This is a genomic window from Psychrobacter sp. Arc29 (assembly GCF_041431175.1).
GTDB lineage: Bacteria > Pseudomonadota > Gammaproteobacteria > Pseudomonadales > Moraxellaceae > Psychrobacter.
On the sequence record NZ_JASMRR010000014.1, the window covers coordinates 12274 to 37013 of the forward strand.

20 protein-coding genes are annotated in these 24740 nt (G+C 42.9%); 13 read left to right on the forward strand and 7 right to left on the reverse strand.

Annotated features, from left to right (window positions below):
- Positions 1-95 precede the first annotated feature (95 nt).
- Positions 96-2351, reverse strand: a complete 2256-nt coding sequence (locus tag QO189_RS13855) for a restriction endonuclease (RefSeq protein WP_371533190.1) — start codon at positions 2349-2351, stop codon at positions 96-98.
- Between the two features lie 341 nt (positions 2352-2692).
- On the opposite strand from QO189_RS13855, the gene QO189_RS13860 reads away from it, so the two are divergent.
- Both QO189_RS13860 and QO189_RS13865 read left to right on the forward strand, forming a co-directional pair.
- Complete coding sequence (locus QO189_RS13860; RefSeq protein ID WP_371533191.1) at positions 2693-3229, forward strand: hypothetical protein; 537 nt, start codon at positions 2693-2695, stop codon at positions 3227-3229.
- A 264-nt stretch (positions 3230-3493) separates the two neighbouring features.
- Entirely contained in the window at positions 3494-3844 is a 351-nt protein-coding gene (locus tag QO189_RS13865) for a hypothetical protein (protein ID WP_371533192.1), read from the forward strand.
- A 114-nt stretch (positions 3845-3958) separates the two neighbouring features.
- On the opposite strand, the gene hemH is transcribed toward QO189_RS13865, so the two are convergent.
- Entirely contained in the window at positions 3959-4978 is a 1020-nt protein-coding gene (gene hemH, locus QO189_RS13870; protein ID WP_371533193.1) for a ferrochelatase, read from the reverse strand.
- 456 nt (positions 4979-5434) lie between these two features.
- Here hemH and QO189_RS13875 point away from each other — a divergent pair, with 456 nt between their 5' ends.
- The 4 genes from QO189_RS13875 to QO189_RS13890 all read left to right on the forward strand — a co-directional run bounded on the left by QO189_RS13875 (position 5435) and on the right by QO189_RS13890 (position 9713).
- On the forward strand, positions 5435-6787 hold the full coding sequence (locus QO189_RS13875; protein WP_371533216.1) for a homoserine O-acetyltransferase: 1353 nt from the start codon (positions 5435-5437) through the stop codon (positions 6785-6787).
- Entirely contained in the window at positions 6784-7401 is a 618-nt protein-coding gene (gene metW / locus QO189_RS13880) for a methionine biosynthesis protein MetW (protein ID WP_075107829.1), read from the forward strand. Before QO189_RS13875 ends, metW begins: the two co-directional genes overlap by 4 nt.
- Positions 7402-7800: 399 nt before the next feature.
- Positions 7801-8382 carry a tetratricopeptide repeat protein gene (locus QO189_RS13885; RefSeq protein ID WP_201600408.1) on the forward strand — a complete coding sequence of 194 codons (582 nt, stop codon included), beginning with the start codon at positions 7801-7803 and terminating at the stop codon, positions 8380-8382.
- Between the two features lie 251 nt (positions 8383-8633).
- Positions 8634-9713 carry a rhodanese-related sulfurtransferase gene (locus tag QO189_RS13890; RefSeq protein ID WP_371533194.1) on the forward strand — a complete coding sequence of 360 codons (1080 nt, stop codon included), beginning with the start codon at positions 8634-8636 and terminating at the stop codon, positions 9711-9713.
- Between the two features lie 83 nt (positions 9714-9796).
- Here the strand turns inward: QO189_RS13890 and serA are convergent, their stop codons facing one another.
- A complete protein-coding gene (gene serA, locus QO189_RS13895; protein WP_201600417.1) occupies positions 9797-11023 on the reverse strand; it encodes a phosphoglycerate dehydrogenase in 1227 nt (408 codons plus the stop codon).
- Positions 11024-11358: 335 nt separating this feature from the next.
- Between serA and QO189_RS13900 the strand changes: the two genes are divergently transcribed.
- Entirely contained in the window at positions 11359-12801 is a 1443-nt protein-coding gene (locus QO189_RS13900) for an FAD-binding oxidoreductase (RefSeq protein ID WP_371533195.1), read from the forward strand.
- A gap of 114 nt (positions 12802-12915) precedes the next feature.
- Here QO189_RS13900 and QO189_RS13905 read toward each other — a convergent pair whose 3' ends face one another.
- Entirely contained in the window at positions 12916-13545 is a 630-nt protein-coding gene (locus QO189_RS13905) for a BLUF domain-containing protein (RefSeq protein ID WP_371533196.1), read from the reverse strand.
- 542 nt (positions 13546-14087) lie between these two features.
- Here QO189_RS13905 and QO189_RS13910 point away from each other — a divergent pair.
- The 4 genes from QO189_RS13910 (at position 14088) to lspA (ending at position 20349) form a co-directional block, all read left to right on the forward strand.
- Positions 14088-15725: a nitrilase-related carbon-nitrogen hydrolase gene (locus QO189_RS13910; protein WP_371533197.1), complete on the forward strand. Its 1638-nt coding sequence runs from the start codon at positions 14088-14090 to the stop codon at positions 15723-15725.
- Positions 15726-15862: 137 nt separating this feature from the next.
- Complete coding sequence (locus QO189_RS13915) at positions 15863-16411, forward strand: protein disulfide oxidoreductase (protein ID WP_371533198.1); 549 nt, start codon at positions 15863-15865, stop codon at positions 16409-16411.
- 439 nt (positions 16412-16850) lie between these two features.
- On the forward strand, positions 16851-19712 hold the full coding sequence (ileS, locus tag QO189_RS13920) for an isoleucine--tRNA ligase (protein WP_371533199.1): 2862 nt from the start codon (positions 16851-16853) through the stop codon (positions 19710-19712).
- Positions 19705-20349 (forward strand): signal peptidase II, encoded by a 645-nt coding sequence (lspA, locus tag QO189_RS13925; protein WP_371533200.1) that lies wholly within the window; start codon positions 19705-19707, stop codon positions 20347-20349. The genes ileS and lspA overlap by 8 nt, the downstream gene beginning before the upstream one ends.
- Before the next feature lie 153 nt (positions 20350-20502).
- On the opposite strand, the gene QO189_RS13930 is transcribed toward lspA, so the two are convergent.
- Both QO189_RS13930 and QO189_RS13935 read right to left on the reverse strand, forming a co-directional pair.
- Positions 20503-21207 (reverse strand): DUF1294 domain-containing protein, encoded by a 705-nt coding sequence (locus QO189_RS13930; RefSeq protein WP_371533201.1) that lies wholly within the window; start codon positions 21205-21207, stop codon positions 20503-20505.
- Positions 21208-21338: 131 nt separating this feature from the next.
- The gene (locus QO189_RS13935; protein WP_075107839.1) at positions 21339-21656 is read right to left on the reverse strand and encodes a hypothetical protein; all 318 of its coding nucleotides are present in this window, start codon (positions 21654-21656) and stop codon (positions 21339-21341) included.
- A gap of 283 nt (positions 21657-21939) precedes the next feature.
- Between QO189_RS13935 and QO189_RS13940 the strand changes: the two genes are divergently transcribed.
- Both QO189_RS13940 and QO189_RS13945 read left to right on the forward strand, forming a co-directional pair.
- Positions 21940-22437 (forward strand): peptidylprolyl isomerase, encoded by a 498-nt coding sequence (locus tag QO189_RS13940; protein WP_371533202.1) that lies wholly within the window; start codon positions 21940-21942, stop codon positions 22435-22437.
- A gap of 48 nt (positions 22438-22485) precedes the next feature.
- A complete protein-coding gene (locus tag QO189_RS13945; RefSeq protein ID WP_371533203.1) occupies positions 22486-23526 on the forward strand; it encodes an aldo/keto reductase in 1041 nt (346 codons plus the stop codon).
- Between the two features lie 132 nt (positions 23527-23658).
- Here QO189_RS13945 and QO189_RS13950 read toward each other — a convergent pair whose 3' ends face one another.
- Entirely contained in the window at positions 23659-24459 is an 801-nt protein-coding gene (locus QO189_RS13950) for a 1-acyl-sn-glycerol-3-phosphate acyltransferase (RefSeq protein WP_201600441.1), read from the reverse strand.
- Positions 24460-24740 lie beyond the last annotated feature (281 nt).

Genomic DNA, 24740 nt, shown 5'->3' on the forward strand with positions numbered 1-24740 from the left:
AGGTTTTTATAAAAGATGGGTTAGCGTTAAAGTAGCCCATCTTTTTTTAATATGTAAACTTATACATTTGATGATTTTATCACTAGCGTTTTTTATTATTTTCTATCAAATAGATCATCAATTGGATGAATGCCAAAATCTGAACTACTTAGATCAGCGAATTCACTATAAGCATCAGCCCTTCTATCACTATCCTCAGCTGCTTCTCTGTTATATGTAACGATAGCATCCAAATCTAAAGCATCAATAACTTCATCGAATTCCGCATCATCAAAATCAAAACCGTAATTTAAGTCGCTCAAAACTTGTTCAATATAACTCTCAATTTTACTAGCATCTAATTCAGACTCGTAATATATATTATCAAACTGATTACTATCAATTGCCCAGTCAGTTACTTCTCTACAAATTGTGTATACAACTTCTTTCTTAAAGATTTCGGTTAATTCATCTTCATAACTTGAATTTTCAATTAATGCAGCAATGTCGCCTAAAAAGCTCAGTTCTATATTTTCCAACGCTCTAATGACTATCTCTATTATATAAGGGTCATTAGGACTAATAAAATTGTGTTTTAAAGCCATCATTAACACTCTCACCGAAGATAAACCAAACTCTTCGAATAAATTATTAGCATGTGAGTCAATTAATTTCTTTGCCATTTCAAATATATTAAACTCAAGTTTTTCTATGAGTTCTGCTAACTGCATTGAATATAGATTTGGAGTTAACTCTGAATCTAACTCTAAACGAAACAATCTAAATAACAATGCATCAAAATCTAATTGCATCTCAGCAGATTTCACTAATACTCCAACATTAGTTAAAACATTAGTCGTTCTCAAGCAACTCATCAATTTTGCCAGATAATCAACTCTATTAAGATATTCCGAGATTACGAAGTCAGCAATCGAAGGATTAAATAAACTGTACGTCACCTGACCATCTTTATTTATATTCCTGTTCAAAACTGACCCTACTAACCCCCGCATGGTATTGTCAATGGTAGGATACTCGGATGTTAGATCTAATCCTGACTCCTTCAGGTTTATTAATAATGCAACTATTTGCTCTTCGCTAATGGGACTGCCGTTTAAGACAATAGCTATAACTATGTGCCTATCTAGATCACTTATCTGCGTCTGTATCATGCCACGCCAAATATCTTTAGGATTATTAAGAGATTTTTGAATATAATCCCAATAATCCTCAGGGCTGGCTTCCTTCTCAACTTTGATAGCATCAGTAATAAACTCAATCAACCGCGGATTAAAATTTTTGTGTGAGATAATACTTCTATAGCGCTTATCAATATATATTTGCTGAATGAATTCTTCCGATAAATCACTAAAATAGATGTGGTTATAAAGAATTTGTGCTCGATCAAACTCTGTCAAAGACTGAATTTTTATCTCATACTCATTCCTATCGAGATTTCCCTGTTCGAACTTTTCTGATAGTCTTTTTCCTTGATTCAGTATATTCGAGCGAGTCGTTAGAATAAATCGTTTTGAGCTGTCCTTACTGACTCTCTTCATAAAACTCACAATATGTGAGTCCTGCTTCGCATCTATTGCGGATAGGAAGTTACTTCCTAAAAAATCATCAAAATAAAATATTTGCTTTGATTCAGGGTTATATAACTTTTCAGCTTCCACAATAGTCTCATGAACCACAACTAACTGATAACCTTGAGCAGCATACTCAAAGCACATCTGTTCCGCTAAAGTTGTTTTGCCAATACCAGGCTCGCCATTAATAATAATACTGCCAAGTCCCTCTAACTTTTCAAACGCTTTCTTATGATTTTCAGTTCGCACATACTTAGGTAGAAACGCTTGAATCTCTTCCAATTGAAACCTACTTCTTCCCAATATATCGTTAGATAAAATTGACTGTAAAACATTAGTACCTGCTAGCCATAGTTTGTAGTGTTGAAGCTCCACCTCAGAATGTTTAACCAACAAACTATTCAAATCCTCATTACCAATGATGTCAGACTCGTGTTTAATATAGGGGTTAAAAGCATCAGAAATGTCTGTTTTGTTTTGAGCGGATAGTGCTAATGAAGTGACAAAAATATATCTACTAGGATTCAGTTTTATAACTTTTTTAGCTTCATGCTTTTTACATTCTGCTATTAGCGCTGTAATGCCTGATTTCAACCAATGTTTGCATTGTATGATTACAACATTATTTGAGAGATTTCCCTCAAAAAAACGTCCATCAACCCCTCCATCTCTACCTGATTTGAACCGTTCTATATGAGTGTTAAATTCTTTAGATAGCAAATCAACCGTTAGAACTTCAAACTCTTTGTCATTGAGAGTTTCAAATGTGTAATCACTCATAGGTATAGCATCCATTAAGATATATCAAATCAAGTCATTTGGAGTTTCTAAGTAGCATACCTTATGGCATTTCAATAAAAATAGCGAGCTTGCCTTTATAGTAAATCAGATTCTCAACTCTCTTGTAAAACGTTGCATTCAACCTCAATATATCATCTATATAAACAACCACTTATGACTACTTGGTTATATTCTATGACGTCATTATTACCATATTGGGTTATAATAGCGTCATAGTAGATTATGCATATTTCGTTAGATATTTTTCGGTTTAGAGTGAGCCTGCGGGCTCACTTTTTTGTTTTTGACACATTTTTTTTGATACGCAGGAGCCAGTTATTTTGAGTTCAGATAGCATCATTGAAGCCCCCGGTATTATCCTATTATTCATCTGCTTGCTACGCTGCACGCAATATTTTATAAAAAGTCATATCAAACACATTCAGGCCTTTTGGTTGGCAGCCGTACTTGTATTTTTTACCGTCATTCGCCGCGAGCTAAACTATCTACCAGATTTGTTGATTCCGAGCGATTTCTCGTTTTTAAATCAATCTTATGATTGGTGGGAAGACAGTGTACTGACCGTTATCTATCTCGTCGCGCTTGGCCTATTGGCCTATTCGAGGCACTACCTATGGGCAGTATTAAAGAACGTGCCGGTCTCGCTCTACCTCATCGTTACCGCGCTGGCAATCATTCAATATATGGGAGAGAACGCCATTATGTTCCCGCATACCTTTGGTGAAGTTGTCGAAGAGTTGGCTGAGACTGTCATCTATGGTATTGCCTTGACGTATCTATGGCGATTCAAACTGGCTGATTATGAATCATGTCTTGTGCAGAAATTAAACTATGAGCTCAAACACGCTGATAATTAAAATTATAGTCACGATACTATTAATGACGTAGTAACAAAGATCTTTTAAGCAATTTTATGAAAACTCACAGCTGCTCAATATGAGTAGCCGTTTTGCATTTTGGCAATCGCCTTACATTTTTTGAACATCCTGTCACACCTTACTACTAGTGAAAATCCCAATAACCGTACAAACTTATGGACAGATTATCAATGTCGCTATAAGCAACGCTTTTATAAGCCCTGCTATGACTTTACTGCTAATAATTACAATAAGGAATGACTTATGGAAAACACAAAGAACCCACTACCAGAAGAGATTGATCATATCGATGGCAATCGCCGCGACAATAATGACAGCACTGACAATCAAGACAACCAGTTGGTCGATTTAGACAATCCGATGCTGCACACTATCGACAACGATGATGTTATTGACAACAGTGCAGGGTTTGATAATTCAGAAGTCGGTAGTGCTGCTACCCAAGGACTAACACCTATGCATCGTCAAAACCTTGATGAATCACGTGTGGATGAAGTTTTGGTTCAGGACAATCTTGATGATAATGATTATCCAGATACAATGGATATTGCTGACAGAGATGCCGCAGAACGCAGCAATGACGATGATTTTTAGAAATTAGCACCGCGGTTGATATAACTCTTTAGAGCAAAAAAGCACGCTTAATATCGTTAAGCGTGCTTTTTTATGACATTTCATTTAACTGACAAAGATATGAGTTTTAGCTGATTAAACCCAACCATCCAACGTGCCAGCCCAACCTTTTACAAGAGGCAAGCTCAATGCTTCAAGTAACTCAATATGCGTCTCATCGAGGTTAAGTGCTGGAATATAGTGATACTCTTGCCCGCCCGCGTTAAGGAAATTATCGCGGTTTTCAATGGCCAGCTCCTCTAGCGTCTCAAGACAATCCGCTGAGAACGCAGGGCTAATGACTTGTACCGAGCGCACACCAGATTTACCCCAATCTTCCAATACCACATCAGTATATGGCTTTACCCATTCTTGCTTACCAAAGCGCGACTGGAAGCTGATGATCCATTCATCGTCTTTTAGACCAAGTGCATGTGCCACTTGCGCAGCAGTACATTTACAACGCTTAGGATAGGGATCGCCTTTATCAGCATAGGGCTGCGGGATACCGTGAAAGCTAAACATTAATTTTTCAGGCTTACCATGCTTTTCTTGGAAGCGGCGTATCGAGTTTGCCAATGCTTGAATATATAGCGGATGCGCAAAGTAGTCTTTGACGATGGTATAGTTTGGCAAGTTACGTTGCTTGAGTGTCCACTTTGTCAGTGCATCATATACCGCGCCACCTGAAGAGGCTGAGTACTGCGGAAATAAAGGTAAGATGACAAAGTGATCCACCCCTTCTCCGCGCAACGCATCCATGACATCAGGCAATCCAGGATTACCATAGCTCATTGCAGGATGCACGGAAACGCGAAATGGCGCTACGCTATTTGCCAAGCGCGGCTCCAATAGCTCAACCTGGCTTTTTAGTATTTTACGAATCGGCGAATCCCCTTCCCAGATACTGGCGTACGCTTTTGCGACACGCTTAGGACGGCTCGGCAGGACAAACAAATTCAAGATAATGGCCCACAAAAACTTGGGAATCTCGATCACTCGCGGGTCTGACAAAAACTGTTTGAGATAGCGTCGTACGGCAGGTGCCGTTGGCTCATCTGGCGTACCAAGGTTGACTAACAGGACAGCAATACGTGGGGGCAATTCAGGTTTCATAGCAGCACTATTTATCAGCAGTAAGTTATTATAAGCGATGTCACAATATTAGGTGCAGTGTAAGATGCAGGATTGTTAAGACATCATTGAATAAACACCGCATTAGTGTAGCATTTTATCTATCAATCACGCGTGGTAAAAGCCAACTTATACAATTTGATACGCAGTGAGTGGTCAGCTGTTCTTTACTACAAACTTTTATGGCGATAACAACGGCGTTTAAAAGAATTGCTCGGCGGTTGTGCTCCGACGCGCATCACCATACAATAGGCAAGCCCAGTTTATAAAAACGGTGTAAGTAAAGTAGTCTGTCAACACCTTCCTATTTTGCTCTTATTTTATTGATGATTGTTGTCTTGCGAGGTAGCTTTGAACGCACGCTCTGATAATACCAGTGACCGGTCCCCTAATTCTCAAACTCACGTAAACAGCTCAGCCAATACTGCTGCTGGATCTGTGGGTGTGGTCACGCCACAAAAATTCCATTTTGCTGAGCCATTGACCTTAGAATGTAACCGTACTCTGCCCTCGTTTGACTTGATGGTAGAGACTTACGGCACGCTCAATAGCGATAAATCAAATGCGATTTTGATTTGTCATGCGTTATCGGGCAACCATCACGCGGCAGGGTTTCATAGCGTTGATGACAAAAAAGCGGGCTGGTGGGACAATATGATTGGTCCGAACAAAGCCATCGATACTAATCGCTTTTACGTGGTATGCGTCAATAATATCGGTAGCTGTTTTGGCTCAACAGGCCCAACAACTATTAATCCCGATAGCATTAGTTCGGATGACAGTATCGATTCAAGCGATAGCAGTGCAAATCATAACAGTGAGCCACAAGTCTATGGCCCTGACTTTCCGCTCATCACGATTAAAGACTGGGTAAAAACCCAAGCCATGCTCTCAGATCGTCTGGGCATCGACGTATGGCATGCCATTGTTGGCGGGTCAATGGGTGGTATGCAAGCGCTGCAATGGTCTGTAGATTATCCAGACAGGCTAAAACGCTGTGTGGTGATTGCCAGTACGCCTAAGCTGTCTGCGCAGAATATTGCTTTTAACGAAGTCGCACGCCAATCGATATTATCCGATCCTGAGTTTAAGGATGGGCGCTACATACAAGCTGGCACCTACCCTCGTCGCGGCCTCATCTTGGCACGGATGGTTGGTCATATCACTTATTTAACTGATGACGCGATGAAAGCCAAGTTTGGTCGTGATTTAAAATCTGGCAAGTTCATGTACGGCTATGATGTCGAGTTCCAAGTGGAGAGCTATCTGCGCTATCAAGGTGAGCGCTTTAGTGAAAACTTTGATGCCAACACCTATTTGCTTATGACCAAAGCGCTAGATTATTTCGACCCGACGCGTGACTACTCATCAGCGGTAGCAAAAGATAATACAGAGTCGGCCGTGCCATTAGAAAATTCTATCGCGGCGTCAGTCGAGTCTAGCAAAGCCAATGCGCAGAATGAATTAGAAGACGCGGTAGCAACGATTGAAGACATTGAGTCTGATCGTCAGCAAGAGCTTTCTGCGCTCAAAGCAGCCTTCGCCCATACACAATGCCAATATTTGGTCGTGTCATTCACCACCGATTGGCGCTTTGCACCAGAACGCTCGCAAGAAATTGTCGATGCACTAATGGCTACTGGCAAACCTGTTAGCTATATCAATATTGATGCGCCGCATGGCCATGACTCTTTCTTGTTTGATATTCCTCGCTACATGGGTGCAGTTGAAGGATTTTTGACAGCGCCATTTATTACCCATCATCGCCCAGCCACAGGAGAGCGCTCATGAGAATGGATCACCAACTGGCAGAGCGCTGGATCGCGCCGCAAGCACATGTACTGGATTTGGGCTGCGGTAATGGCGAGCTGCTCGCGCACTTACAGCAAAAATTAGGCGTCACCGGATACGGGCTTGAGATCGACGAAGACAAAATCAACGAGGCCATTGGCAATGGCTTATCTATTGTTGAGCAAGACCTGAATGATGGCTTAGCACGCTTTGCCGATAACAGCTTTGATACCGTGGTCATGGCACGCGCGCTACAAGCGGTAAAATCCCCTGATGTGCTGCTACTTGATATGCTGCGCGTCGCTCGAGAGGCGATCATCACCTTCCCTAACTTTGCCCATTGGCAAAACCGTCTTCATTTAGGACTTAAAGGGATGATGCCTGTATCTGAGGCACTGCCTTATGAATGGTACAACACACCCAATATTCATCTATGCACCTTTAAAGACTTTGAGCAACTGTGTGCGCAGCATGATATTCATATCGTCAATCGCTTTGCGGTAAGCGACTCTGATAAAGGTCATTCCCCACTGATGACGGCATTGATTAGACAGGCACCTAATCTACTCGCAGATGTCGCTATCTATCGAGTGACAAAGAAAAAAACGAAGTAATGTCAAATATTTGATTTTTGCTTAAAAGGACAAAATGACCGTTATTGACGAACCATTTATCTTAGCAAATTGTTAACTAACGATTGTCTTATAGTAACTCTATGATTTTACTGGGGACAATCAGGTATAAGCAGCTATTAAATCTTGTAATTAGTATTTGAGTTTCGTAAGTTTGGGTGTTAAGCTAGCAAAATGTTGTCAATTACCCCACTATTACGACCGTTTGTCTAATCAGTTGGGCTAAATCGATGATACAAAATTAAAAACTCTATTGCTGATGATTAGGTAAGTTCATATCGCAAGATGTCACCTAATTGTTATCGCCGCCTAACTGTCTTTAGCAAGACAATGCTTAGCGGTACAATTTTTGCTTATTAACTGCCTAATTTTGGAGCTGCTATGAAATTATTAAAAGCTGCGTTGTTTACTGCATTATTTTCTTGTGCTGGTTTGGCCAATGCTGAGTTAATATCAAACGTACCGCTTGATACCTCACGTTTTGAGCTGATGCCTGTGAGCGAGCTGTCTAGTCGTGCTGCCCAAGGTAACGATCATGCTCAATTTTATCTAGCCAAGCGCTTGCAAAAAGGCGAAGGTATTGCTCAAAATACTCAACAAGCGATCCAATGGTACACCAAAGCTGCTCAACAAGGGGTTGCCCCTGCTCAGTTGAACCTTGCTATCATGTACTTACGCGGTGAAGGCGTACAACCTAACTTGCAGCAAGCACGTCTTTGGCTAGAAAAAGCCGCGATGCGTGGCGACAACCGTGCTAGTTACACACTTGCATTGTTAGATGAAAAACAAAAAAATCTGGTTGATGCCTACAAATGGTATGACTTAGCTGCCCGTGATGGAATGCTCGACGAAAAAGTTCGTAACAAGGCGCGTGGTAAAATCGGCCAATTGGCATTGAACTTATCCAGTGCAGATATCGCTAGTGCCCGCAATAAAGCAGACACTTGGTTCCAGAGTAAGTAAACCAAACGTTTACGCAGTGAATATAAAAAAGCTCAGTATTTTACTGGGCTTTTTTGTTTTTTATCGTGTAGACAAATCGCTAATTTTTTCTCTAGTCTCAAGCGACATCTTTTAAGCTATTCAAAACCCTATTAAAATTTGCTACACTACGCGCGCATTCATCAATCCCACAATTTTGTTAATGCTTTAAACTGAAAAGATACTTTAAACCCAACGCACTAGGTTTGCGACCTAGCCAGCAGGAGAAAGACATGAGCACCACTCAAGATAGTAATATCAAAGAAACTGTGATAACTGACAATCAATCAGCCCCCGCCTACGATAGCGTTACTAACAATATCGTTGTTGCCGCACTTTATAAATTCACGCGCTTCACTGACTTTGAGCAGTATCGCGAGCCAATTTTGAATGCGATGTTAGATAACGATGTCAAAGGTACCTTGTTGCTTGCAAGCGAAGGCATTAACGGTACGATTTCTGGCACGCGCCACGGCATCGATACCATCCTTGACTACCTACGCAGTATTGAGGCGATTGGTACCTTTACCTTTAAAGAGTCTTATACCAATGCGCAGCCGTTTTATCGCACCAAAGTAAAGCTAAAAAAAGAAATTGTTACTATGGGCGTAGAAAATATCGACCCACTACAATCGGTCGGTCGCTATGTGAAGCCTAGCGAATGGAACGCATTGATCTCAGATCCTGAAGTGACCCTGATTGATACACGTAATGATTACGAAGTGCAAATCGGTACATTCCAAAATGCCGTCAATCCAAACACTGAGACCTTCCGCGAGTTTCCAGAATACGTATCAAAAGAGCTAGACCCAACTAAGCATAAAAAAGTCGCCATGTTCTGTACGGGTGGTATCCGCTGCGAGAAGTCGACTGCGTATCTACGCGAACAAGGATTTGAAGAGGTTTACCATTTAGAAGGTGGCATTTTAAAATACCTAGAAGAAGTCCCAGCCAGTGACTCTATGTGGCAAGGTGATTGCTTTGTGTTTGACAACCGCGTATCGGTCAATCATAACTTAGAAAAAGGCAACTACGAGCAATGTTTTGCTTGCCGTATGCCGATCACTAGCGATGACATGCAAAGCCCAGCCTACATCAAAGGCGAATCCTGCCCACACTGTATCGACAAGGCGACTGACGAGCAAAAAGCCCGTTTCCGTGAGCGTGAGCACCAAATGCAGCTAGCGAAAAAGCGCGGTGAAGCTCATATTGGTAGTGATGTGATGGATGTCATAGAAAAACGCAAAGCCGCTAAGACGGAAGCTCGTCTACAAGCAGAAGCTGCAAACCATGCTAAAGCCAACAAAGCTTAGCATTAGTACAATAAAAAAGAAGCAAAAAAAGAGAGGCTCTAATGAATAGAGCCTCTCTTTTTTATATCAGCTATTCGTACCAATTAAAACAAGATACGTACGCGGATAGTCTCTTCTACATCTTTTAATTGATCGAGTGCAGCGGTCGAATCATTGTAGTCGACATCCATCACTAGATAACCAACATCACCTTCTGTCATCAGGCTCTGAGCTAGGATATTAATGCCAGCTTCAGCAAACAAGCGGTTGATCTGAGACAGTACGCCTGGCACGTTTTTGTGGATATGTAGCAGACGATGCGAGTTTTCTTTGAACGGAATAGAGACTTCTGGGAAGTTTACCGCCGTCGCTGTATCACCTTGGTCAGAGTATCTGACGAACTTATCTGCGACTTCAAGGCCAATATTCGCCTGTGCTTCTTGTGTTGATCCACCGATATGCGGCGTCAAAATCACATTATCAAACTTACGTAGTGGTGACTCAAACTCTTCGTCAGCTGATTTTGGCTCTTTCGGGAATACATCAACCGCCGCGCCCAAGATTTTACCAGACTCAAGCGCATCCGCCAGATCGTCAATCTCAACACAAGTACCGCGAGCCGCATTGATAAAGTAGCTGCCTTCTTTCATTTGAGCGAACTGCTCAGCTTTCATCATATAGCGGGTGCTTGGCACATCAGGTACATGCAAGGTCACGATATCAGCGGTTGATAGTAACTCTTCTAGACTGCCAACTTGTACCGCATTACCTAGTGGCAATTTGGTCACGGCATCATGATAGATGACTTTCATACCAAAGCTTTCTGCTAGCACAGACAACTGCGAGCCGATAGAGCCATAACCGACGATACCGATGGTCTTTCCACGCACTTCGTGTGAGTTAGTCGCAGACTTACCCCAGCCGCCGCGATGTACAGTTGCGTTCTTTTCAGGGATACCGCGGTATAGCATGATGGCTTCGGCTAATACCAGCTCAGCCACTGAACGGGTGTTCGAGAATGGCGCATTAAAGACAGGAATACCTAAGTCACGAGCGGCATCTAGATCGACTTGGTTGGTACCAATACAAAAGCAACCAATGCCGATAAGTTTGTTTGCATGCTCAAGTACATCGCGCGTCAATTGAGTACGCGAACGAATACCAATAAAGTGAGCATCTTTGATCTTTTCAATCAGCTCTTCTTTGTCTAACGCGTGACTGATATTCTCGATGTTGTGATAACCAGCGCCTTCCAATACTTTTAGGGCATTGTCATGTAGACCTTCAAGCAATAAAAACCGGATTTTGTCTTTTTGTAGTGATAACGCCATATGAGAACTGTCCTATAATTGTTTTATAAGATTACCTGTTGGATAATCTGTGATGGATGAAACGAAAACAGTCCCGATATCTTACACAAAATTTGACGCCGATGTTAGCAGATTAGATGAATTATTGATTATCAAGCCTGAAAAATTTTTATGCTATAGTGAATCATTCGGTTTGAAATCAAACAAACCACTTTTTATTATTTGTCTCATTTTTTATTTAGAAACTATCACCCACTTATTGCCATCACGAGCCGACTCCTCACTGAATTTATAGTCATTTCGCTATATAATAAACAGTCCCAACATCGTGCTTACGCTAATATTGAGATTTGACCATGACGCTAACTACCGAACAGTCCACCTCCCAAGCCCATACCAACGCTGTGCAAACGATCCTAAGCACGCTGACTGATACCCATCAATTTGATCCCGCCCAAATAAAGACCGATGCCGAAAGCTTAGAGCATTGGGGCAAAGACTGGACCAAACACTTCACACCAGCAGCAGCAGCCATCGTCTTTCCAAAGACCACCGAACAAGTCCAAGCGATTGTCCTGCTGGCTAATGAGCATAACGTCGTCCTAACGCCTAGTGGTGGTCGTACCGGACTCTCTGCTGGCGCAGTTGCTGCCAATGGCGAAATCGTCGTCAGCATGGATAAAATGAACCAGATTGGCACCTTTTATCCTGCTGATCGCATCGTTGAGATTGAAGCAGGTGTCATTACAGAACAGCTGCAACAGTTTGCCGAATCAAAAGACCTCTACTATCCCGTCGACTTTGCCTCAGCAGGCTCTAGTCAAATGGGTGGTAACATCGGCACTAATGCGGGCGGCATCAAAGTCATCCGCTATGGCATGACCCGTCAATGGATCATGGGACTGACGGTCGTTACGGGTAAAGGAGACATCTTGCATCTCAACCGCGGCATGGTGAAAAATGCTACCGGTTACGACTTGCGCCAACTGTTTATCGGTGCTGAAGGTACGCTTGGTCTCGTCACTCACGCGCAAATTAAACTTGAGCGTCAGCCACAAGACCTAAATGTCATGGTGCTGGGTATGGACAACTTCAGTGACGTTATGAATGTCCTCTCTGCCTTTCAAGCCCAGATTGATTTGACCGCCTTTGAATTCTTTGATGAGGTGGCGATTGATAAGCTGATGGCCCATGGTCAAGTACAAGAGCCGTTTGAGTCTCGTACCAAGTTTTATACCTTATTAGAGTTTGAAGCGCCCTACGAGCCGATCATGGAAAAAGCCATGGCCATCTTTGAGCAGTGTATGGAAGAGGGCTGGGTTGTTGATGGGGTGATGAGTCAGAGCCTATCGCAAGCGGCTGAGCTGTGGAAACTACGTGAATATATCTCAGAGACCATCTCGGTGTTTACCCCTTATAAGAATGATGTGTCCGTGCTGATCAGTCATGTGCCTGACTTTATCGCAGAGATTGATGCAATTGTGAGCAGCAACTATCCTGACTTTGAGGTGTGCTGGTTCGGTCACATTGGTGACGGTAATTTGCATCTGAATATCTTAAAGCCTGAGAACATGAGTAAAGACGAGTTCTTTGCTGAGTGTCAGGTGGTGAATAAACACGTGTTTGAGACGGTACAAAAATATGGTGGTTCAGTGTCTGCTGAGCATGGAGTGGGTATGACCAAGAAGCCTTATCTGCAATACAGCCGTAGCGAGACTGAGATTAATTACTTGCGAGAGGTCAAGAAGGTGTTTGATCCAAACAACATTATGAATCGTGGCAAGATTTTTGATATGTGATTGGTAGGCTAACTATTTATCCCAAAAAAAGACGCTAAACCTAAAGGCTAGCGTCTTTTTTATGTCTGCACTTTATATTTGGAAAACCCAAATTTATGTTTAAAAAAACATGATTTATAGATATAACAGTACCAGCGCCACAACCAGCAAGACACTCAAAAACCCTTGAATAATCAAAAATGCTTGATGCGGTGCCGCGATATGGCGGAACATATTGCCTAGCGCATTGTAAGTAATGCCCGCTGCTTTGATATGCGGCGGGGTGTCGAAATTTTTGATAATTTGCAAAAACTGCCCAGTACGATCAGGTGACCAGCCGTGCGGTGCAAATGGCAAAAATGGTGAAAGCTGCGCCGCTTGCTCTTTGGTTGCAGGCGACCATAGCCAGCGCTCCAAAAACAGCAGACGCATGCGCCAATCAGTAAAGCTACGATGATCAATCTCTTGTAATAATAATACTTCAACGTTTTTGTGACGATTATCAGCGAAAATACGCTTCTGTAGCGCAAATACATGCCTTTTTTCGCCTTCGATACACTGCAAAAACTGACCATTGCCATAACATAACGTACCGGTAATGCCGTGCTGCTCATTATAATCGCGAGCGTGGACCTCTACATCCTCAAATATAGAGGTGTTTAGACGTGACGCAATGGTCAATGTACTAACATAGACCAGCTGAACCAATGATGACGCTTCTATTTTATCCCATTGCTTGATTCTATTGCTACGAGTTGAGGGCATAATAAAACGATCCTACAGCCGAACAAATACGGCTAAATATGACAAGCAAAACGACACTATGCCTGAAGTAAATGAAGATATTGACTCACAAAAACGTAGCAAATAGTTACTACGTGAGACTGTTATTACTCATACAGCTTGCTATGATGATGAACAAACTAAAGGGCGCTGACAGTATATAAGGTCGATACAAAAAAATATAAGGTTAATCCAACTTAATAGATAAGAAACCACTTATCCAGCTCTTCCAAGTAATTTAATAAGTGTTAGCATTATATCGACCACGATGAAGATTTTTAATACATTAACTTTTTATCAATTGAGCACTGCTTCGACCACGATAAACATCAAAACTCGTGTTCGAAATGAGATAGAATCTCACCATAACCTATTGTAAACACGACAATAATTATTGTAACGGCAATATTCTCATATTGGAATATTTTTATTGCTTTTTTGTGCAAAAACTTGCGTCACTCACCCCTTTAATACTGTCGTATCAAATATCATCACATTTAGTAGAGATTTAACACAGGAATATTATGAGCAAAATTGAAAAATTAGATGACCTTCACCTCACAATCGCTGAGATCAAGAAAAAAGACTATCCCCAATTAAAGGCACTAATGGACCGTGTCTATGCAAACTTAGGTGGTGCTTGGTCTAAGACGACCATTCACACCTTGATTGATGCGTTTCCTGAAGGTCAAATTGCGATGTTTGACCATGATCAATTGATTGGTATTGTGCTATCCATGCGTGTTGATTATGCCAAATTTTCCAACCCGCATACCTATGATGATTTGATTGGGCAAAAAGAAATCATTAGGGACAACCCTGAAGGCGACGCTATCTATGGTCTAGATGCACTGATTGACCCTGAATATCGTGGCTATCGTCTCGGTCGTCGTCTTTATGACGCCCGCAAAGAGCTGTGCCGTCAGTTAAACTACCGCGCTATCCTCGCTGGCGGCCGCATTCCTAACTATCATAACCACCAAGACTTGAGTCCAGGCGAGTATATTGATGCCGTTGAAAGCCGCGAAATTCATGACTCTGCATTGTCTTTTCAGTTGTCGAACGGGTTTATCGTCAAGCGTATCTTGACCGCTTACCTACCAGATGACAAACAATCTAAAGGGTTTGCTACCTTGCTTGAGTGGTCAAATATCTACTATGAGCCAAAAGACTATAAGCCCAACACACGCAAATCTGAGGTGCGTATTGGTGGTATTCAGTGGCAAATGCGCGAAGTCGAGTCACCTGAAGAGCTACTACAACAAGTTGAGTTTTTCGTTGATATCATGGCTGATTACAACTCAGACTTTGCCTGTTTGCCAGAGTTCTTTAATGCACCATTAATGGGTCTATGCGAAGAAACCGATCAAAATATCGCCATTCGCTTTTTGGCAGGTTATACCGAATGGTTCAAAAATGAGATTTCGCATTTAGCCGTCAGTTACAACGTTAATGTCATTACAGGCTCTATGCCTTTATTAGACGAAGACGATACCTTGTACAATGTCAGCTACTTGTGTCGCCGTGATGGTACGGTTGACGAGCAACGTAAAATCCACATCACGCCGCATGAGCGTAGCGCTTGGGTCATCGAAGGTGGTGACGAGGTCAAAGTATTTGACACTGATGCTGGTCGTATCGGTATCTTGGTCTGCTATGATGTTGAGTTCCCTGAACTTGCGCGCCTATTAGCACTTGATGATATGGATATTTTGTTCGTGCCTTTCTGGACAGATACCAAAAACGGCTATTTGCGTGTGCGTCACTGTGCCCAAGCACGTGCCATTGAGAACGAATGCTATGTAATGATTTGCGGCTCGGTAGGTAATTTGCCACAAGTCGAAAGTTTAGATATTCAGTACGCACAGTCGTCGATTTTTTCACCGTCAGACTTTGCATTCCCACATGATGCCATCATGGCAGAAACCACCGCCAATACCGAGATGGTGTTTTTCTCAGATGTGAACTTAGACAAGCTGACTCACGTTCGTCACGAAGGCTCAGTACATAACTTGATTGACCGCCGTGATGACTTATTTAGCTTAAAATGGAAGCGTAAATCCAAAATTCCTGCAAGCAAATTAAGTGACGAAGAACGCCGTGAAAACTCAGGCAGTGTGCTTATCGGTGATCCATTACAGAATCGCGCGCAAAAGCCATAGTTAGTTGTACGCGCTTGATATAATGACTTAAGAGTAAACTTCATTAATAAAACGGCTGAATCTCAGCCGTTTTATTTTTATCTGATACCTGTTAAATTTTCATTCAATGAAAATATCTCAACTAAAAAGCCAACGCCATGATGACTGATCTGGATCAAAAAGACATAAAATCAAAGAAACAGCCAAAGCAGAAAATAATTTCGCTACTTAAAACGGTTGCGCTATACGCTCTGATGTTTATCGTAATCTATAGCGCGGTCAATTGGTGGCGACAGCCTATCATGCCTGCCAACCCTCAGTTGCAACTGACCGATTACCAAGGGCAAACTGTCGACCTAGCAGCGATGAGTCATAAGCGCCCGACGCTGGTATATTTTTGGGGTACGTGGTGTTCCGTCTGTAGTTTTACCTCACCAACTATAAATAAGCTAGGAGCAGATAACTATCCCGTTGTCACTGTCGCTGTACAGTCAGGCTCAAACCAAGAGCTACGCAGCTACCTCGATCAGCATCAGTTTGACTTCACCACGATAAATGACCAACAAGGTGATATCTTTGCGGATTGGCAAGGACAAGTCACACCATCTTATGTGGTATTAGAGAATGGTAAGATGACACAAGGGCTAACAGGTATTCAGCCATTATGGTCGTTAAAACTGCGCTTATGGTTAGCATCTGTTTTTTAGCACTTGAGTCGTACTTTATGCTTCAATAAATCATTATTCAAAGGGTTTATAGCTATGTCTTCGCCAATGATATACGACGCAGATAAACGATTGATATTGGACAAAATTGGACTGACCTCGTACAGCTCTTTTTACCCTACCCTTTTTGTCATATAATAGCTGCCGATCTAAATATTTTCTTGAATTATTTTTACTAGCATATTTTCTGTTGCAATCGTCTCGTTACCATTTATTATTGACGTAACTATTTGCGGGCTAATGAGCGAAAATGAGTATTTATTGACATGATGGTTGATAAACCGATTATCATGAGCAATATACCTACTATTAGTAATTAAGCATTATCAATACCGCGTGACACTCAGTACTATATTGAACATCGAGCCTTGTATCCGGTTTTAACCGACACACAAACCTACCTTTTAAAAAGATACCTTCTATGACTGATAAAAGCACTGACACACCAAGCCAAGATTACAAAGACACGCTGAACCTTGCGGATACACCATTTGCAATGCGCGCAAACCTTGCCAAACGCGAGCCAGATTGGTTGGCTGCTTGGGAAGCGGATGACGTGTACGGTAAAATTCGTCAGGCGCGTGCTGGTGCGACTAAGTATATTTTGCACGATGGCCCTCCATACGCCAACGGTCAGATTCACTTGGGTCACGCAGTCAATAAAGTACTAAAAGACATTATTGTAAAATCAAAAACCTTGTCAGGATTTGATGCACCTTATGTCCCTGGTTGGGACTGTCATGGTCTACCAATCGAACAAAAAGTCGAAGCCAAAGTCGGTAAAGTGGGTCAAAAAGTGTCTGCTACCGAATTCCGCGGTCTATGCCGTGAATATGCCAGCACACAGATCGAACTGCAAAAAGCAGACTTTAAGCGTCTAGGCGTATTCGGTGATTGGGACAATCCTTATCTGACCATGAACTTTCACCAAGAAGCCAATATCGTACGCGCGCTTGCCAAAATCTATGACAATGGTCATGTGACTCGCGGTATGAAGCCAGTCAATTGGTGCTTGGACTGTAGCTCAGCTCTCGCAGAAGCTGAAGTCGAATACCAAGACAAAGTCTCTGACGCGATCTATGTCAGCTTTGATGTGCTCGGTACGGACAAAGTGACCGCATTGTCAGATATCGCAGACAACATCGCTGCGGTTATCTGGACGACCACGCCGTGGACACTACCTGCTAACCAAGCCATCTCAGTACATCCTGAGCATGACTATAGCGTGGTTGCAACCGAAAAAGGCAACCTGCTACTAGCATCTGATCTTGTAGAAACGGCGTTGAGTGAGCTGAAATTAGAAAATAATGGCATCTTAGCGACCGTATCAGGCAGTGAGCTCGAAGGATTGAACGCTCAGCATCCACTGATTGCAGACCGTCAAGTACCGCTCATCTTGGGCGATCACGTCACTACCGATAGTGGTACTGGTCTGGTACATACTGCACCCGGTCATGGTCTCGACGATTATATCGTTGGTCTAAAATACAACTTACCAGTGGAAAACCCAGTCAGCGGTACGGGCGTTTATTTAGACAGTGCTGCGGTATTTGCTGGTGAACACATCTATAAAGCCAATCCAAAAATCATCGCTGCCCTGCATGAGAACGGCCATTTAATCAGCCATACCAAAATTGAACACAGTTATCCGCATTGCTGGCGTCACAAGTCGCCGATTATTTTCCGTGCCACGCCGCAGTGGTTTATCAATATGGAAACCAAAGGCCTACGTGCTCGCGCGCTTGCCGATATCCCTACAGTCAACTGGACACCAGCATGGGGACAAAACCGTATCGAAGCAATGATGACGGGTCGCCCTGACTGGTGTATCTCACGTCAACGTACGTGGGGCGTGCCCATCACTTTCTTTACGCACAAAGAAACGGGCGAGCTGCATCCAAACACGCTTGAGCTGATGGAAACTGCCGCGCAAAAAATCAATGAGGGCGGTGTTGAAGCGTGGTTTGACGCCAGCTGTGAAGATTTCTTGGGTAGTGAAGCGGCTGATTACGACAAAGCAACGGACACATTGGACGTTTGGTTTGACTCAGGCACAACGCATTTTGCCGTACTTGAGCAACGCGATGAATTGACCAATCCAGCTGACATGTATTTAGAAGGTTCTGATCAGCATCGCGGCTGGTTCCAGACGTCATTACTGACGTCGGAGGCCATGTACGAGCGCCCACCGTTTAAGCAAGTATTGACCCATGGTTTTGTGGTCGATGAAAATGGTCGCAAGATGAGTAAGTCACTGGGCAATATCATCACGCCGCAAGAAGAGATCAACAAAACGGGCGCGGATATGCTGCGTCTGTGGATTGCGTCTAGCGATTATCGCTATGAGATGAGCGCCGGTAAAGCATCATTTAAAGGTGCGATAGATCAATATCGCCGTATCCGTAATACACTACGCTTTTTGCTTGCCAATACTGACGACTTTGATCCAGCGACTGACAGCATTGATATCAACGAATTGGTCAGCCTTGATAAATTTATCATCGAGCGCGCGCAAACCGTGCAAGCACAAATCATGAGTGCTTATGATGCGATGGACTTTCACCAAGTCACTCAACATGTGACGGCGTTTTGTTCGCAAGACTTGGGTAGCTTCTATCTAGATATCATCAAAGATCGTCAGTACACTACGCAGGCGGATGGCCAGCCTCGTCGCTCTGCACAGACGGCCATCTACCATATCACTCATGCGCTAATTCGCTGGATCACACCGATCTTGTCATTCACGGCGCAAGAGGCTTGGGAAGTACTGAACCAACGTGAGGCTGATAAAGGCGGCTATGTATTCACTCAAGAGTGGTACGAGTTCCCAGCATTTGAGCTAAGCGCCATCAGCAATGATGACTGGCAGCGTATTATGTTTGCCAAAGATATGGTAAACAAGCATATCGAAACCGCACGTGGCGAAAAAATTATCAATGCCAACTTGTCTGCCGATGTGAGCCTATACGCTGACGGTGCCATGTATGAAAGTCTAGCCAAGCTTGATGAAGAGCTGCGCTTTGTACTCATCACTAGTAACGCAGAACTAAAGCCAATGAGCGAAGCACCTACTGATAGCATCGTACAGGTAGATGAAGCAACCGAAACGAATACAGAAGAGGCTGTAGATCTAGTGGTACAAGTTAGCGCTGCCACTGGTACTAAGTGCGTACGCTGCTGGCACATTCGTGATGACATCGGCACAGATAGCGCGCACCCTGAAATTTGCGGTCGCTGCGTGACCAATGTCAGTGGCGATGGCGAGGTGCGCCATTATGCCTAACCCAACAGACTCATCTGACAACCAGCACGATAAGCCGTCGCAAGCTGAGGTTGATCATTCGCCTAAACCTGCTCATGCGACTACAGGTAGCTCGACCACACCTAGAAGCCGACTGACCAAGAAACCAAAGGTGGTAGCCAATGGCAGCCGTGCTTTTATATGGTATGCGCTGGCGCTGATTATCATTGTCATAGATCAGTGGACCAAGTGGCTGGCTGAAACCAAGCTGAACTTTCATGATCCAGTGCCAGTGATTGAGCCATTTCTCAATTGGACACTCGCTTATAATTACGGCGCGGCATTTAGCTTTTTGGCAGATGCTGGCGGTTGGCAAAAGTGGTTTTTTTCAGGACTGGCATTACTCATGTCGCTGTTTTTGATTATCTATTTGCTCAAAGCGCCTCGCAAAGCCACACTACTCTCGCTTGGACTTGCCATGGTATTGGGCGGTGCGCTTGGTAATTTAATCGACCGTTTATTACATGGTCATGTGATCGACTTTATCCATGTACATTATGCCGATGTTTGGCATTATCCGATTTTTAATATCGCAGATATTGGGATTTCTCTCGGTGTTGTACTGATTGTTATCGATATGCTGTTTTTGGAAAAAAAGCGTGAAGTGCCACGGTCATAACTGTCTATAGATAGAGATGTTAATTGAATTTATAAATAAAAAAGGTGGGTTACTCAGTCGTAACTCACCTTTTTTTGTCTTCTATTTTATTTATTGATATATACGTCGATGCTACTAATCATTGCGGTATCTGTATCGTTTTTATAGAAAACATCATAATAAGTTTGTCAAAGTCTCTAGCCCGCCACCTGCCAATAAAAATAGCAAGCCTGCCATATTAATGACAACGGTCAGATAATAGGTGACACGAAACTCAGGCTTTTGTGATTTGTGCCGCAGATACGTCTGAGCCAATAGCGCCCCTACCCAACCGCCAAGCGCGCTTAGTATATGCAATGTAGACTCAGGCGTACGCCAGTCGCCACTTTGGGCAGCAGCTTTGTCTTTGGCATACATCCCATAAGTGATAATTCCTAATGCTATATACCAGCCGATCACTAGCCAACTCAGTTTATCTGTTGCTGCTAATAAAATTAAGACACCATAAAAAGCCAGTCCAAGGAACGAGCGTTTCTTTTGTCCTGCTTCAAACTCCGCTTGATGGCTACGTCTTTGGTTGCGCTGACGGATTTGCTGATTTTTTTGTGCCATTTTTTGCTGCACAAAACCAAGTTCTTGTACTTGCTTGGCTCGCTTGCGCCCTTGATCGTCTTGTCCGATACTAAATACGACTTGCTCGCCAACATCAGGACGACGCTGCGCTCTAAACTCACTCACATGAAAGAAAACAGACTCGCCTGCTGCAGTTTCAATGAAGCCAAACCCTTTATCGTCCTGCCATTTTTTGACAGTGCCTTGTTGCCGATTATCCATACCTACCTTCTCATAATCATTTTGAAATAAAACAAATATAGTCATAACATAATCGTACTCAGGTGAGTAGCTGATTTAATAGTATCGATTATAAAGGATTACTTTTACCATAAAAAAAGCTGAGAAAATATTCTCAGCTTTTTTATCCTACTACTTGTTATATTTTTGACATAACATTAGCTACATTTTTTCTGCTCATAAAGTTTATTCAAGTTCTCACGGCGTTCTTTGGCTGCTTCAATCGCCTCTTCCGTATTAGAGTAAGTGCCGATCAATGCAGGCCAGAATAATACGGCAGCAGCTACATTTTTACCAGTCACTTTACGTTCAGCACGTGCTTCTTTTTCAAACTGTTCAGCTTCTTCAATTTCGCCAAGAATTTGTTGGCATGATAAATTAACATCACTTACTTTCTTAGTCTGTACGACATGTGGAGTCGCACAACCTTGTGCTAATAATGCAAATACACCAATTACCAAAATAGCTTTTTTCATAGTCATCTCAAAGTTGTTAAATTAAATACGATTAGATATAAATGGCTTGTTAACGAAGCGTAAACATTTATATACATTTTGGAAACTTAAGTCAACTTAAATTTACCTTTTGACAGAAAAAATTGAATTTTAGTCGGTTTTTGAGATTTTCCTATCTACGTTTTTATACTACTCTCTGATATAACAGCATGTAATATGGTGACTATGCTAGACTATTTGTCTACTAAAAATACAGCTGCAAATACTGACGTATCAACTATAATTTATAAAAGAAATAGCCATTATGACCCAATCTCAATTTATTAATCCAAACGAAGACACGCGTATCACTCACGGTAGCCTTGTAAAGCTACACTTCGAAGTCTCGCTAGAAAACGGCACTGTCATTGACTCAACGTTTAGTCGTGATGCGCCCGTATCTTTGACTATCGGTGATGAGAGTTTGTTACCTGGTTTTGAGCAAGTGCTGATGAACCTACGCGCTGGTGACACTCGTACCGCTCACCTTGAGCCAGAGCAAGCATTTGGCGAATGGAATCCTGAAAACATCCAACACTTTAGCCGCCCTCAGTTTGCGCTCGTCGCGGATAATCCAGAAGTCGGTATGATGGTTGAATTTGAAGACAAAGGTAAAAATACCTTGCCTGGTACGATCAGTGCCATCGATGACGACCAAGTCGAAGTGGACTTCAATCATCCGCTTGCTGGGCAAGACGTGCTGTTCAAAGTAAAAATCTTTAAAGTCACACCACCTGGCGTCACTGGTATACAGCTTATGTAGTTGCCCAAACGCACAATCCACAATAAAAAAACTAAAAAGGACAATCGAATGCAATATACAACGCTACCGCAGCTCGATGAAAAAGTATCTAAGATCTGTCTAGGTACGATGACATGGGGACAGCAAAATACCGAAGCTCAAGCACATGAACAAATGGACATGGCTCTCTCCGAGGGCGTGAACTTTTGGGATACTGCCGAGATGTACCCATCACCACCAGACAAAGACAAACAAGGGGATACCGAGCGGTTTATGGGCACTTGGTTTGATAAAACCAAACAGCGTGACAAAGTCATTCTTGCCAGCAAAATATCACCAATGGATTTTTTGCGTGAGGGACAAACGCGCTTTAACGCCGAGCACATTAGTAGTGCTATTGATAGCAACCTTGAGCGCTTACAAACCGATTATATCGATATTTATCAGCTGCATTGGCCTGAGCGTCAAGCAAACTTTTTTGGTCAGCGCGGTTATACGGAAGAGATGGCGACACAGTCAGTAGATGACTTAACGCCATTTTTAGAGACCATTCAAGCATTAAATGATGAGATCAAAAAAGGTCGTATTCGTGCTTATGGTTTATCAAACGATACGGCATGGGGACTCATGCGCTATCTATGGGAAGCGGACAAAAACGGCTTGATCGCGCCTATCACGGTGCAAAACCCATATAGCCTATTAAATCGTTTATATGAAGTCGGCATGGCTGAGATAGCACATCGCGAAAACGTCGGGCTACTTGCTTACTCGCCACTTGGTTTTGGCGTGTTGTCTGGTAAATACCTCAATGGCAAGCGTCCAGATGGCGCACGCTTGACGATGTATGATCGCTTCGCCCGCTACACCAATGAGCAAGCGGTATCAGCGACCGAGCAATATGCAAAGATCGCCGCTGATGCTGGGTTAGATATGGCGCAAATGTCATTGGCTTTTGTCAATTCACGTCACTTTGTCACCAGCAATATCATTGGTGCGACGACGACCGAACAGCTCAAATCAAACATTGATAGTGTCAATGTGGAGCTAACAGCAGATGTATTGGAAGCAATTGAAGCGGTACACGCGCAGCACCCCAACCCATCCCCTTAGTTAGTTCTAGATCAGCGGTCTATAAATTGATGCACCTGCACTTATTATAGACACAAAAAAAGGCGCAAATCGCAGTCATATAACTCGCGATTTGCGCCTTTTTATTAACCAAACTGGCTTAGCTATAAATAATCAATCTTCAACGGGTACACGAAGTACTCGTGAATGTAACTCTGCTAGCCCTTCTTGCATACGTGCTTGCAACAAATTAGTCAGCTCGCTTTTGGTACAGCCTTTTGGATCTAGCGGTGCCAGTGGCAATACATACGCGGTGACATCTTTGCTATCGAGCACTTTTTTCATGCTGTCCTTCATCGTCATCTTGCCATAATATGGCAGCGCGTCACTGAGCGTGCCATCTTTATCGACATAAGCGATAACAATGGGTCTAACAGGCACATCGGCATCTATCGCTGACTGGAGCAATGTCCCATGAATACGCTTGATTTTTTTGCCACTAGTAGTGGTCGCCTCAGGGAAGAAAATCACCGAAAAACCTTTGGCTAAGAAATCAGCTATTTGTGAGGATACGGAACCTGCATCACCGGAGCCGCGCTCGATGAACAGCGTGCCTGCCGCATGCGCGAGCTTACCGAACACAGGCCACTCACCAATCTCAGCTTTGGATAAAAAGAACGCTGGACTTACAGTACCAACGACAGGAATATCCATCCATGATACATGGTTTGACACCCACAAGCCGTGATGTTGCTCTACTGGTTCGACTTCAACGACCTTTACCCCAAATGAGCCTGCCATCTTGCGACAAAACGTCTGAATATAGCGTGGCAGTTTTTCGCGCGGTGGCTGTTTGAATGCACCGATACGCTTTGCCGCGCGTATACCGCCGACCATAGTCGTGGTCATACCAGCGATTTGCTTGCCGCGTCCTAGCTGCTGTCTGAGTGAAAAGCTTGATTTAGCTTGGCTCATCTTCGCCCTCATGATTAAATAACGGGTGTTTAATAGTCAAAAAACGAGCCCAGTATAACAAAGTTCACACGCTCAGTGATAGGGTGTTCACTCAGTGAATGCTGACTTTTATACAAATGGGCAATAAAGCAGATTTATAAAAAATTAATCCCAGTCATCGCTGTAACATAAAACCATCGCTAATTGTGCTCATACCCTTTAATATCAAGTGATAAGACCACATATAAACAATCATATGAACGCTATATCAAAGTATACTGAACTGATAATAGCGATATATT

Excerpts from the sequence above, each read along its gene's own strand:
- QO189_RS13855 (WP_371533190.1), bottom strand. The coding sequence starts at position 2,351 with ATGAGTGATTACACATTTGAAACTCTCAATGACAAAGAGTTTGAAGTT.
- QO189_RS13865 (WP_371533192.1), top strand. The coding sequence starts at position 3,494 with ATGGAAAACACAAAGAACCCACTACCAGAAGAGATTGATCATATCGAT.
- hemH (WP_371533193.1), bottom strand. The coding sequence starts at position 4,978 with ATGAAACCTGAATTGCCCCCACGTATTGCTGTCCTGTTAGTCAACCTT.
- metW (WP_075107829.1), top strand. The coding sequence starts at position 6,784 with ATGAGAATGGATCACCAACTGGCAGAGCGCTGGATCGCGCCGCAAGCA.
- QO189_RS13885 (WP_201600408.1), top strand. The coding sequence starts at position 7,801 with ATGAAATTATTAAAAGCTGCGTTGTTTACTGCATTATTTTCTTGTGCT.
- QO189_RS13890 (WP_371533194.1), top strand. The coding sequence starts at position 8,634 with ATGAGCACCACTCAAGATAGTAATATCAAAGAAACTGTGATAACTGAC.
- serA (WP_201600417.1), bottom strand. The coding sequence starts at position 11,023 with ATGGCGTTATCACTACAAAAAGACAAAATCCGGTTTTTATTGCTTGAA.
- QO189_RS13900 (WP_371533195.1), top strand. The coding sequence starts at position 11,359 with ATGACGCTAACTACCGAACAGTCCACCTCCCAAGCCCATACCAACGCT.
- QO189_RS13905 (WP_371533196.1), bottom strand. The coding sequence starts at position 13,545 with ATGCCCTCAACTCGTAGCAATAGAATCAAGCAATGGGATAAAATAGAA.
- QO189_RS13910 (WP_371533197.1), top strand. The coding sequence starts at position 14,088 with ATGAGCAAAATTGAAAAATTAGATGACCTTCACCTCACAATCGCTGAG.
- QO189_RS13915 (WP_371533198.1), top strand. The coding sequence starts at position 15,863 with ATGATGACTGATCTGGATCAAAAAGACATAAAATCAAAGAAACAGCCA.
- ileS (WP_371533199.1), top strand. The coding sequence starts at position 16,851 with ATGACTGATAAAAGCACTGACACACCAAGCCAAGATTACAAAGACACG.
- lspA (WP_371533200.1), top strand. The coding sequence starts at position 19,705 with ATGCCTAACCCAACAGACTCATCTGACAACCAGCACGATAAGCCGTCG.
- QO189_RS13930 (WP_371533201.1), bottom strand. The coding sequence starts at position 21,207 with ATGACTATATTTGTTTTATTTCAAAATGATTATGAGAAGGTAGGTATG.
- QO189_RS13935 (WP_075107839.1), bottom strand. The coding sequence starts at position 21,656 with ATGAAAAAAGCTATTTTGGTAATTGGTGTATTTGCATTATTAGCACAA.
- QO189_RS13940 (WP_371533202.1), top strand. The coding sequence starts at position 21,940 with ATGACCCAATCTCAATTTATTAATCCAAACGAAGACACGCGTATCACT.
- QO189_RS13945 (WP_371533203.1), top strand. The coding sequence starts at position 22,486 with ATGCAATATACAACGCTACCGCAGCTCGATGAAAAAGTATCTAAGATC.
- QO189_RS13950 (WP_201600441.1), bottom strand. The coding sequence starts at position 24,459 with ATGAGCCAAGCTAAATCAAGCTTTTCACTCAGACAGCAGCTAGGACGC.